This is a genomic window from Streptomyces sp. NPDC000151, from assembly GCF_040301705.1.
Taxonomy (GTDB): domain Bacteria; phylum Actinomycetota; class Actinomycetes; order Streptomycetales; family Streptomycetaceae; genus Streptomyces.
This window is the reverse complement of record NZ_JBEPFC010000197.1, coordinates 1-11,910: the sequence shown is the minus strand read 5'-3', so window position 1 is coordinate 11,910 and position 11,910 is coordinate 1. Positions and strand designations below refer to the sequence as shown.

Annotated in this window: 8 protein-coding genes; all 8 read left to right on the top strand. The window is 72.1% G+C overall.

Annotation, left to right across the window (positions count from 1 at the left end):
• Positions 1-865 (top strand): ADP-ribosyltransferase (locus ABT381_RS32810; RefSeq protein WP_351600716.1); only part of this gene is annotated, 865 nt, incomplete at its 5' end.
• A 42-nt stretch (positions 866-907) separates the two neighbouring features.
• Positions 908-1,309 (top strand): hypothetical protein, encoded by a 402-nt coding sequence (locus tag ABT381_RS32805; protein WP_351600713.1) that lies wholly within the window; start codon positions 908-910, stop codon positions 1,307-1,309.
• 469 nt (positions 1,310-1,778) lie between these two features.
• Entirely contained in the window at positions 1,779-2,630 is an 852-nt protein-coding gene (locus ABT381_RS32800; RefSeq protein ID WP_351600710.1) for a hypothetical protein, read from the top strand.
• A 131-nt stretch (positions 2,631-2,761) separates the two neighbouring features.
• Positions 2,762-3,040, top strand: a complete 279-nt coding sequence (locus tag ABT381_RS32795) for a hypothetical protein (RefSeq protein WP_351600707.1) — start codon at positions 2,762-2,764, stop codon at positions 3,038-3,040.
• 224 nt (positions 3,041-3,264) lie between these two features.
• Complete coding sequence (eccD, locus tag ABT381_RS32790; protein WP_351600704.1) at positions 3,265-4,620, top strand: type VII secretion integral membrane protein EccD; 1,356 nt, start codon at positions 3,265-3,267, stop codon at positions 4,618-4,620.
• Positions 4,621-4,700: 80 nt separating this feature from the next.
• Positions 4,701-6,032, top strand: coding sequence for a nucleotide-binding protein (locus ABT381_RS32785; protein ID WP_351600701.1), 1,332 nt, complete (start codon positions 4,701-4,703; stop codon positions 6,030-6,032).
• 37 nt (positions 6,033-6,069) lie between these two features.
• Positions 6,070-10,044, top strand: coding sequence for a type VII secretion protein EccCa (gene eccCa, locus ABT381_RS32780; protein WP_351600698.1), 3,975 nt, complete (start codon positions 6,070-6,072; stop codon positions 10,042-10,044).
• Between the two features lie 165 nt (positions 10,045-10,209).
• A complete protein-coding gene (locus ABT381_RS32775) occupies positions 10,210-11,628 on the top strand; it encodes a DUF6177 family protein (protein WP_351600695.1) in 1,419 nt (472 codons plus the stop codon).
• The last annotated feature ends 282 nt before the right edge of the window (positions 11,629-11,910 follow it).

Sequence of the window (11,910 nt, the reverse complement as noted above, 5' to 3'; positions counted from 1 at the left end):
CGGCACGCACGGCGGGCACGGTGACGGTCATGCCGACGACGCGGCCGGGCACGGCGACGACGCGGCGCACCACGGCGACCACGCGGACCTCGGCCATGACGCGGCGGACATCGCCGCGCACCACGGCACCGACGCGCCGGGCGCCCCGGGCCACGGCGGCACGGACGTGCCGGGCAGCGGCGCCGGGGAGCCGTTCGAGTACAAGCCGCACATGTCGCGGACGGAGTTCGAAAGCCTCAGCGATGCCGACAAGCACGCAGTGGCCATGGCCGAACTGGCGCGCGGCACGAATCCCGCGCCCAGCGTCGACAACGCCGCGGGACTGAAGTACGGCAATTCGTACTGGAACGAGTTCCTGGACGACCTGCCCACCGAGTCGCGGGAAGCGCTGAAGACCTACAGCGGCAACGAGTACGACCTGATCAACAGCCACCTGCGCTTCGGCACCGACCTGGACGACTCGCTCAAGCACACCATCTCGGAGATGGACAAGGTCATGGGCGCCCGCCCGGTGCCCGAGGACCTCATGATCGTGCGCGGCACCGGGGTCGACCACATCAAGATCGACGGCCGTCCGCTGAAGTCACCGCTGGAGATGCAGGGCGGTGTGTTCGACGACAAGGCGTTCACCTCGACGGCACTCGGCAAGACGCCGCCGCCTCCGTTCGACATGAAGCCCGTGCACATGCACCTGCGGGTGGCGAAGGGCACCCCCGCTCTGTGGATCGACCACCTCTCCAAGTACCCCGGAGAACGCGAGCTGCTCCTCGCCAAGGGCTCCGAGTACAAGGTGACGCGTGTCTTCATGGACGAGACGGACGGCAAGTGGCACGTCTACGGGGAGGTTCTGCCGAGGCGCCCGTAGCCTTCGTCGCAGATCAGCCCGAGCCAAAGGAATGTGAACGGCATGAACAACGAACGACCGATCAACCCACGCTTCGACGAGGACGTGCACTTCAACCTCGTGTCGCCGGGGCCGCCGCGCTACCAAGTCCACACCGACAAGCCGGTCCGTTACTTCACGGTGGTCGACAAGCAGAGCGGCGCGGTCCTCGGTTACGTGTGGGCCAACGACGAGGACGACGCCGCCGCGTGGGAACCGCGCGAGGCCGCCGGCCCCCGGGCGTTCTCCGAGGGCGGCATCTGGCACGCCAGGCTGGAGGAAGCCAAGGGGCGGGGCATCCTGCCGTCCCAGGCCGTCGAAGAGCTGCTCGCCAACCCGGAGGGCAACAAGGGCCGTGCCGTGCCGGACTCCCTCACCGACGCCCCGAACGCCACCGCGGTCGAGACGCTCGCCAAGACGGACTGACAAGACAGCTTGAGCGACATGTCCGATCCCGTGCGCTACATCAGCGTCGCCGCCCCCGACGGACAGGTGATGGGGTACGCCTGGGGCGACTCCGCCGATGTCGGCTGGGTGGACCGCAAGGCGAGCAGTATCGACGCGTACAGGGCGGGGCTGGAGTGGTACGACGCCAAGGTGCGTGACGTGCGTGAACGCGGCGTCGCACCCCTGGACCTCCTCGACCTCCTCGGTCGTGAGCCCGGCGTGGGCCCCCTCACCGCTGCTTCCGATGTGGCCGCGATCGAGGAACTCGCCCGTACCGTCACCCCCGCCGACGACCAGCGCCTGATCGCCGCGCTCGACCGGGAAGACGCGGCGGCCTGGCGCGAGCTCGCGCGTCGCCGTCACGACCGAGTACCGGTGGTCGGCCAACCCCCTTCCCCAGCTGTCGCCGGACGGACGGCTGTCACCGGCCGACGCCGTCCGCGCGGCCATGGCGCTGGTGCTCGGGGAGCGGATCAGCGAGGGAATGATCGACGAGGCGGTGCAGAGCGGCCTCCTGGACGCCGCCGTCGCGTCGCTCCGCGCCTGGTACGAGGCCGAGGGCGCACGCACCGGACCACGCACCGGACGTGCGGCCGCCACGCCCGAGGCTTCGGCAGCAGCCGGCAGGACAACGCAGTACGCCGCCCGCCCACTTCCACACGACACGGGGAATCCCATCACCACGCCGCCGCCCACCCAGCCACCGCAGCAGCCGAGTGCCAACCCGTACGCCCAGCAGCCCGGACCGCCGCAGACCGGGCAGCCGCAGTACGGCATGCCTCCCGCGCCCTATGGCATGTCCCCGCAGCCCCAGTACGGGATGCCGCCGGCGCCGTACGGGATGTCGCCCCAGGGCGGGCAGCCCTACGGCCAGCCGCAGCAGGGGCCGTACGGGGCCCCGCAGCCCGGTCCTGAAGGGTGCCGGTTCTGTGGAGGGGGCCCTGCCGCGCGGGTGACGTTTCGGGCGCATCAAGGGTTTCTGATTCTGATGCGGTTTCAGAAGTACGACGGGCCGATGTGCGGGAACTGCGGCATCGCGGTCTACCGGACGATGATGACGGCGACCCTGTGGCAGGGCTGGTGGAGCCCGTTTTCGCTGTTCCTTTTCACGCCGTTCACCGTGATCTGGAATCTTGTCGCGCGGCGCAAGGTCAGCAAGCTGCCGGCGCCCGCGCCGGGGCAGCACGGCCGGCAGGCCGATCCGGGGAAGCCGGTGCATCAGCGGCCGCTCGCGTATATCGCCCTGATTCCCGTGCTGTGGATCTGTTTCATGATCTTCCAGGGGATTGCTCAGGGCTGACCCTGGGGTGTACCGCTTCCTCACCCATGCCTTATGTTGCGAGGCAAAGTGAGACGCCCGAGGCAACGGACGACTGACGCAACGGACGATACTGACGCAACGGACGACTGAGGCAACGGACGACGAGACGTATGGCACGGGATTACGACAGCCAGCTTCTGGAGTCGGTGGCGGTACGCCGGCGCAGGATGCGGGACGCGCTGCTGTTCGGCGCGCAGCGGGCGAGGCGAACAGCGGACGAGCGGATCGGCAAGGTGTTCGCCGGCATCGCCATCGCCGCCGTGCTGTGCGCGGGCTGCGTCGGCTGGTCCTTCCTCCAGCACACACTGGCGCAGCAGAAGGCCGAGCAGGAGAAGCAGCAGCGCCAGGAACAGCAGTACGAGCAGCCGACGAAGGCAGCGAAGCAGTAGAAGTCGGAGAAGCAGTAACAGCACTAAAACGGAGGAAGCCGGGAAATCCGGTGGGAGCAGGACGAGTTGCCGGTGACTTCCGCGTCGGCAACTCGGGTGGATAAAGCGGGAATTCGGCGCACGGGCGGCGGAATTCCGCGCAAAAGGGAATGGGCAGGGCACCAGTAACATGGGAACGCCGTACAGGCCCGAGTCCTCAACGTCGCGACGATAGGTTCCCGTAAGTGGTGAGCACAACAACGACATCCCGGGCGCAACTGAGCCGGGTGACCTTGGTCGGCGAGCGACGCCGGGCCGACATCGTCCTGCCCTCCGACACCCCGATAGGGCAGCTGCTGCCGGACATCCTGCAGCTGCTGGACGACCGGGCGGCGTCGCGGCCGATGACCCGGCAGCTGATCACGTCGGACGGGTCCGCGCTGCCGCACGACAGCACGCTGTCGTCCGCGGAGGTCGCGGACGGCGCCGTGCTCCGGCTCGTCCGGGCCCACTCGGCGCCGCCGGCCCCCGTCGTGCACGACGTCACCGACCTGGTGGCCGACGACCTGGACCTGCAAACCTGGCGCTGGCGGCCCGCCGCACGCCGGGTCAGCGCGGGCGTGGCCACGGTCGCCTTCGCGGTGGTCGCCGCGCTGCTCGCCCGCCGCGAGTTCGCGCTCGACGCGCTCGTGGGGGTACTGGTCGCGGCCACGCTCGTGCTCCTCGCGGCCGGCGCGCTCGTCGCGAAGATCGGGCAGGGCAACCGCGGGCTCGCCACGGCGCTGCTGCTCGCCTCCGGCGGCCTCGGCATCCTCACCGCCTGGACCGCCGCCGACGCCTACGCCTGGTCGGGGACCACGCGGCTGGCCGCCGTCGGCGGCGCGCTCGTCGTGACGCTGCTGCTCCTCGGGTACTTCTCGCCGCTCGGCCGCGGCGGGCTCATCGGCGCCGCGGCCACGGCCGGGATCGCCGTGGTGTGGGAGGCGGTCGCCGCCCTCCAGGACGACCCGGTGCGGCTCGGTGCCGTGATGGCCGTCTGCTCCGTGATCCTGCTCGGCCTGCTGCCGCGGCTCGCCCTGATGGCCTCCGGGCTCACCGCGCTCGACGACCGCCGCTCCGGCGGCACGTCCGTCAGCCGCCACCAGGTGGGGAACGCGCTCGCGGCCACCCACCGCGGCCTCGCCCTCGCGACGATCGTCACCGCGGCCTCCGCGACGGCCGGCAGCTGGCTGCTCACCCGTGCCGCGACGCCGAGCGTGTGGACCGTGGCGCTGCCCGCGCTCGTGGCCCTCGTACTGCTCTCCAGGGCGCGTGCCTTCCCGCTGGTGGCCGAGGTCGTGGCGCTCTTCGCCGCGGCGGCGGTGCTCGTCGTGCGCCTGGTCGTGGTGTGGCTGGACCACTCCGGGGGCGCCGGGCCGTTCGTCGTGCTGTGCGCGGCCGCGGTGCTGCCGCTGCTCGTCCTGGCGGTGCAGCCGCCCGAGCATGTGCAGGTCCGGCTGCGGCGCGTGGCCGACCTGGTCGAATCCATCGGCGTGATCGGGCTCTTCCCGCTCGCGGTCGGTGCGTTCGGCGTGTACGGACAGCTGCTCAACAAGTTCTGATGCTCAACACGGTCAACACGTTCTGAGTTCGACGCGCAGGCGCTCCGGGCGGGGCAGCAGGGCGGAAAAGAAGGGCTGACATGCCGAACGGAGACAACTGGCAGGGCGACGTGCTGCGTGACCTGCGGGGCGGGGCCGCGTCACAGGGCACGCCGCAGCAGGGCCAGCAGGCGCAGCAGGGCCCTGGCCAAGCCACGCAGGGTGCGCAAGGACCTGCCGCGGAGCAGCAGGGCGCCCCCGGGCAGCCCGCGGCCCAGCAGCACCCCGCGCCCCCGCAGCAGCCCGGCCACCCGGCCGCGCCGCTCCCGCCCCAACAGCAGCACCCGCAGCAGGCTTCGCCGTACGAGCAGCAGGCGCCCGCGTACCAGCAGCAGGCACCGCAGTACGAGCAGCAGCCGCCCCAGTACCAGCAGCAGGTACCCGCTCAGGCCGGCTACGCGCAGGCCGGTTACGCCCAGGCCGGCTACGCCCCCGGCGCACGCGCGCACCGCACGCCCGACTCCCGGCCCGTCGTGGACAAGAGCCTCGCGCTCACCGGGCGCAAGCCGCGGCACGGCGAGTCGTTCGCCGCGCGGGCCACGCGCAACCTCCGCCGTACGGTGTCCTCCTCCGCCGCGCGCGAGGTCGCCGAGACCACCGCCACCGCCGAGGTCCTCCAGCAGCCGGTGACCACCGGCCGGCAGATCGCCGTGACCTCCATCCGCGGTGGCTCGGGCAAGTCGACCGTCGCCGCGCTGCTCGGCACGGCGTACGCGCACTACCGGCAGGACCCGGTGCTGTTCGTCGAGGCCGACCCGTCGCTCGGCTCGCTGCCGCTGCGGCTCGGCGCCGAGACGCTGCGCTGGACCACCGGCGACCTGGCGGGCATCGTCGAGCCCCAGATGTCGCTGCTCGATGTCACCGGGTACCTCGTCCAGCTGCCCAACAACGCCTGGCTGCTGCCCGGCAGCCAGGGGCAGATCGGCGCGATGCTGGAGACCAGGGCGTACGAGCGGGTGATGGTCTCGCTGCGCCGGTACTTCGGCGTGACGGTGGTGGACTGCGAGACGCTGCCCGCCGAGGTCGCCCGGGTCGCGCTCTCCGCCGCCCAGGCCCGCGTGCTGACCGCCCCCGCCACCCTGGAGGGCATCACCAGTACGTACTCGATCCTCCAGTGGATGCAGGGGCTGCCCCCGCACGTGATCGCCGGCACTGTCGTCGTCCTCACCGAGCTCGTGCCGCACAGCGGACTCGACCTCGACGAGGCCGTCAAGAAGCTGCGGTCCACCGGGGCGGGCGTGCAGGTCCTCCCGTACGACCGCCATCTGGCGGCCGGCGGCACGATCCGTACCGAACTCCTCGCGCGCTCCACCAGGGAGGCCGCCACCCGCCTCGCCGCGGACGCGTTCCGGCTCTCCCAGCAGCGCCACTGATCCCCATGCCGAGCCCGACCGTGAGTGACGGACGCCGATGAGTACCCGACTGATCCACCGCCCGGCCAGGACCGCGCGGCCCCAGGCCGCACCCGAGGCACGCACCATCGAGGCCCCGCCCAACCTCCCCGAGGGCAAGTCGGGCAACATCGCGATGTCGCTGCTGCCCGTCGCGGGTGTCCTGTCGTCCGTCGTGATGATGACGGTCGTGCGCAACAGCCAGTTCGCCGGGCTCGGCGCGATCATCGTCGTCGTCACCCTCATCGGCACCCTCGGGCTCGCCTTCTCGCAGCGTGGCAAGGCCCAGCGCACCCGCCGCACCCAGCGCGAGGCGTACCTCGCCTACCTGGAGGACCTGCGCGAGGAGCTGTCCGGCGAGGAGCGCGAGCGGCGCGAGCAGGCCGACGTGCTCAACCCGCCGCCGGACGCGCTGTACGACATCGTGCGCGACCCGGCCCGGCTGTGGGAGCGCCGCCGGATGGACGGCGACTTCCTGCGCGTGCGCGTCGGCACGGGCGAGATGCCGGTCCGCGATCTGACCGTCGCCCAGCAGGGCTCCTCGGTCCTCACGCCGCCCGACCGGTTCATGCTCAACGAGGCGTCCGCGCTGATGGACCGCTTCCGCACCGGCACCGAACTCCCGCTCACCGTCCCGCTCGACCGGGTCGGCAACATCAGCGTCATCGGCCCGCGCGAGGACTGCCTGCGCGTCGCCCGCGCGCTGCTCGTGCAGACCTCCGCGACCCACGCGCCGGACGACGTGGCGATGGCGCTGGCGGTACCGGGCGACCGGCTCACCGACTGGGAGTGGGCCAAGTGGCTGCCGCATCTGCTCGACACCGAGCAGTTCGACGGGCCCGTCGCCGCCCGCCGGATCGCCCCCTCCCCGCCCCAGCTCGCCCGGCAGATCGGCCCCGAGCTGCGCCGCCGCGCCTCGTACGCGGCCGAGGTGCGCCGCGGCCTGTCCAACCGGGACGCGCTGGCCATGAACTCCCGGCTGCTCGTGGTGTCCGACGGGCACGGCGAGGACGCCGTGGACCTGCCGCGCCCCGATGACGCGGTCGGCCTGCGCGACATGGGCGTCACCGTCCTGCACCTGCTGGAGCAGCGGGTCCAGGAGCCGGGGCAGGTCAGCGTGCGGATCACCGTGAACGGCGATCAGGTGGTGATCGAGGACCTGCGCGAGCAGGAGCCGATCAGCGCGCACGGCACCGTCGACGAGGTCAGCGTCCCGTTCGCCGAGGGCCTGGCGCGGATGCTCGCGCCGATGCGGCTGTCCGCCGAGTCCCTCGTGGACGCCCCGCTGTCCGGTCCCGTGGACTTCGCCGAGCTGCTCGGCATCGACGACGTGGCGCAGCTGGACCTGTCGCGGCTGTGGGCCCCGCGCGGCGAGCGTGCCTTCCTGCGCGTGCCGATCGGCATCAGCGACTCCCACGAGCCGGTGCTGCTGGACCTCAAGGAGTCCTCCGAGCTGGGCATGGGCCCGCACGGCCTGTGCGTCGGCGCGACCGGTTCCGGCAAGTCGGAGCTGCTGCGTACGCTCGTACTGGCCCTGGTCGCCACCCACCCGCCGGAGGACCTGGCCCTGGTCCTCGTCGACTACAAGGGCGGTGCGACCTTCGCGCCGTTCGCGGACCTGCCGCACGTCGCCGGTGTCATCACCAACCTGGAGAACCAGGCGGGCCTCGTGGAGCGCGTGCACGCCTCGCTCGCCGGCGAGGTCAAGCGCCGCCAACAGGTGCTCAAGAACGCGGGCAACGTCGCCGACATCGGGGACTACGCCACGCTGCGCGCCGAGAAGCGCCCCGACCTGGAACCGCTGCCGCACCTCTTCGTCGTCATCGACGAGTTCGGCGAACTGCTCACCGCCAAGCCGGACTTCATCGACCTGTTCCTGTCCATCGGCCGCATCGGCCGCTCCATCGGCGTACATCTGCTGCTGTCCAGCCAGCGCATCGAGGGCGGCAAGCTCAAGGGCCTGGACACCTACCTCTCGTACCGGCTCGGCCTGCGCACCTTCTCCGCCGACGAGTCCCGCACGGTGCTGGACACCACGGACGCCTTCCACCTGCCGCCGCTGCCCGGCTTCGGCTACCTCAAGGTCGACACCAGCCACTACGAGCGCTTCAAGGCGAGCTACGTCTCCGGCGCCTACCGCGGCCCGGTGCAGCGCGCCGAGGACGAGGACACCGGGCCGCTGGCCCTGGAGTACGAGGCGTTCAACACCCTCGGCGAGCCGGAGCAGAGCGGGGAGCAGGAGCCGGCGGCGCGGCGCCGCGAGACCGGCCCGACCGAGATGGGCGTCATGGTCGGCCAGCTGGAGGGCGCCGCCGATCCGGTGCGCCGCATCTGGCTGCCGCCGCTGCCCGCCGCCGTCGCCCTGGACAAGGCCGCCGGGCCGGTCGAGGTCGGCGCGCGCGGCATGCAGCTCGCCGCGCGGCGCGGCCCGCTGCAGATCCCGCTCGGCCTGCTGGACGACCCGACCAAGCAGTGGCAGGGCCAGTGGTACCTGGACCTCACGGTCGCGGGCGGCCACGCGGCCGTGATCGGCGGCCCGGCCGCCGGCAAGACGACCCTGCTGCGCACCCTCGCCCTCTCGGTCGCGCTGACCCACACCCCGCAGGAGGTCGGCATCTACGGCCTGGACCTGGTGGGCGGCGGCCTCCAGGCGCTGTCGGACCTGCCGCACGTGGGCGGCGTCGCGGGCCGCGCCGACCGCGAGCGCGCGGGCCGCACGGTCGAAGAAGTACGCAACATGCTGGCCCTGCGCGAGGACCTCTTCCGCGAGCACGGCATCGACTCCGTCGAGCAGCTCCGGATGCTGCACGCGGCGGGCCGGCTGCCGCAGCTGGCCTCCGCCGAGATCGTGCTGATCATCGACGGCTTCGGCGCGCTGCGCGACGACTTCGAGGAGCTGGACGACGCGGTCGCCGACATCCTCAAGCGCGGCAGCGGTTACGGCATCCACGTCGTCGCCGGCATGCTCCGCTGGAACGACGTCCGCATCGCCACGCAGTCGAACTTCGGCACCCGCGTCGAGCTGCGGCTCAACGACCCCAGCGAGTCCAGCATCGACCGCAAGCTCGCCGAGACCCTCGCGCCCGACGAGCCCGGCCGCGTCCTGACCGACGGCAAGCTCTTCGCGCAGATCGCGCTGCCGCGTACGGACGGGCTGACCGACACCTCGGAGCTGGGCGCGGTCCTGGAGCGCACGACCCGTACGGTCCGCGCCACTTGGAGCGGCGAGGTGGCCCAGCCGGTACGGGTCCTGCCGCGGGTCCTGGAACCGCATCTGCTGCCGGGCCCCGCCGCCGAGCCGCAGCGCGTCCCGATCGGCCTCGACCAGACGGCACTGGCACCCGTCATGGTCGACCTCTTCCAGCACGACCAGCACCTGCTGATCCTGGGTGACAGCGAGTGCGGCAAGACCAACCTCCTCAAGACCGTCGCGCAGGGCCTCATCGAGCGGTACGGCGAGGACGACCTGGTCTTCGCGGTGATGGACCCGCGGCGCGGGCTGCGCGGGGCGATCCCCGAGGAGTTCCGCGGCGGCTACGCGTACAACCCCAAGATGTGCGCGGGCCTCGCGCACGGCGTCGCCGGACAGCTGGAGAAGCGGCTGCCGGGCGACGGTACGGACGTGGAGGATCTGGAGCCCGGCAGCTGGGGCGGCGGCCCGCGCATCGTCGTCCTCGTCGACGACTACGACGTCCTGACGACGGCCGGACAGGCCCCCCTCGAACCCTTCCTCCCGTACATCCCCTCCGCGGCCGACATCGGACTCCACTTCGTCCTCACGCGCCGCGTCGCGGGCGCCTCGCGCGGCATGTACGAGCCGCTGATGCTGAGCCTGCGCGAGTCGGGCGCCTCGGCGCTCCTGATGTCGGGCGACCGCAGCGAGGGCCAGCTCTTCCCCGGCACGTACGCCTCCCAGCAGCCGCCCGGCCGCGGCGTGTTCATGCAGCGGGGCCGGCCGAACCGCCTGATCCAGACGGTGTACACCGACGGGTGACGCGGCCCGCGTCATCCGGACGGTACACACCGACGGGTGACGCGGCTCGCGTCATCCGGACGGTACCCATCGACAGGTGACGCCCCCCCCCGCCTCGCCACCCCGACCACGAGCGTCCCCGAGCGATACGGACGCCCCCATGACCAGGAACCGGACGACCACCACATGACCAAGGACGTCATCACCCTCACCCAGAAGATGCCCGACCCGCTGACCGTGCTCGCGGGTCTGCTCTCCGGCGGCCCCGACAAACTGGTCGGTACCGCGGGTGAGGACGCGGTCGTGCAGCTCTGCGACGAACAGGGCCGCCCCCTCGTCTCCATCGAGGCCCCGCTGCTCGTCCAGGTCGCGGGCGAGGCCGAACGTCTTCTCGGCGCCACCCCGCCCCCCGTCCCCTTCTGGTGGACGGAGGCCCGCGCCACGACCGGCGTCGAGGAGGCCGAGCGGCTCGCGGGCACTTTTTCCGCGCGGCTCGCCTCGCTGTCCGGCGGCTCCGCCTGGCCGCCGGAGGCCGCCCGCTCGCTCGCCGTCGTGGAGACCGACGGCGTGAGCGTCGCGCCCACCCCCGCCGCAGCGCAACCCGCCGTCGACGCGCTCACCGACAAGGTCGCCGTCATCATCCAGGACCGCCCGGTGGTCGCCATGACGGCCTGGCTCTCGGACGCCTTCCGGGCCGCCGCCAACGCCGAACTGGGCCTCCAGATCGTCACCAACCCGGGCGCCACGCTCTCCCCCGCGGTACGCAACAGCCTCCCCGGCTGGCCCTCCCGCTGGGTCGTGCAGGACGAGCGGGACGGCTACTACGACGGCCTGTCCGGCGCCGTACTCCGCTTCCAGGGCGGCCTGTTCGCCCCGGTCGAGGGCCCGGGGGCCACCGCCGAGGACGCCCGTACCCCGCTCGCCGCCACCTTCCAGAACGTCACCGACACCGGCGAACGCCAGCTGGCCGTCTCCTTCCGTACGGTCCACCCGGCCGACGACCGCCTGGTACTCGGCGGCGCGCTGGAATCGGTCTGGCGCGAACTCACCGGCGAACCCCCGGCCGGCTGGGGCACCGCCGAACCGGCCAACCTCCCCTGGTCCCTCCGTCAGCTCACCGACCTCGCCCACGACCGCGCCCCCGACCCGACCTGGCTCGTGGTCGTCGGCACCCCGTCCCGCCCCGGCCTGGCCACGGTCCGCATCAACCGCACCACGGCCGGCATCGAGGAGGACGTCACCCTCGCCTTCGGCTACGGCCCCGACGAGGAACTCCCGCTGGACGCCCTCCCGCGCGCCGCAGAGGTACTGGCCACCCGCCACCACCTCCAGTCCATGCTGGTCCAACTCCGCAAGGCCCGCCGCGACCTGGCCGTCCCACCCCACTTCGAGGGCCCCGGCGTCCCCCTCGCCTTCGCCCTCGGCGCCGAAGAAGTCCGCGCAATGCCCGGCGACCGAGCCCGCCACACCCCCCTCCCCACCCCACCCCTCCAACTCGGCCCAAAGACCCGCCCGGCCCTGTACTACCCCCTCCCGGGCGACCCGTCGGACCTGTCCGGCTGGCAGGACTTCGAACGGTTGATGCGGCATTTGAAGGGGGCTTAGAGCGGAGGACTCGGGGGGGGGCGGGATGTCGTACCGCTGTGCGACCGATGTCAGTCGATCGGTCTAAAGTGAAGAAACGGATCGGTAGTGACCGCGGGGGTTCGATGCGTCGATCCACAGCGGATGAAGTCGGGGGTGCAGTCGGGTGGAAATCAAGCTGGAGCCGGATCAGATTCCCCAGTACACGGGCGATCTGGAGCAGCTGGAGAAGGACCATGCCGCGCTGAAGTCGGATGCCGGGCACATCCGCACCACCGGCTCGGACGTCCACTCCCATTTCCA

What these genes read in the sequence shown, in the direction of transcription:
- ABT381_RS32775 (WP_351600695.1), top strand. Translation starts at nt 10,210, where the DNA reads ATGACCAAGGACGTCATCACCCTCACCCAGAAGATGCCCGACCCGCTG.
- ABT381_RS32805 (WP_351600713.1), top strand. Translation starts at nt 908, where the DNA reads ATGAACAACGAACGACCGATCAACCCACGCTTCGACGAGGACGTGCAC.
- ABT381_RS32795 (WP_351600707.1), top strand. Translation starts at nt 2,762, where the DNA reads ATGGCACGGGATTACGACAGCCAGCTTCTGGAGTCGGTGGCGGTACGC.
- ABT381_RS32785 (WP_351600701.1), top strand. Translation starts at nt 4,701, where the DNA reads ATGCCGAACGGAGACAACTGGCAGGGCGACGTGCTGCGTGACCTGCGG.
- eccCa (WP_351600698.1), top strand. Translation starts at nt 6,070, where the DNA reads ATGAGTACCCGACTGATCCACCGCCCGGCCAGGACCGCGCGGCCCCAG.
- ABT381_RS32800 (WP_351600710.1), top strand. Translation starts at nt 1,779, where the DNA reads ATGGCGCTGGTGCTCGGGGAGCGGATCAGCGAGGGAATGATCGACGAG.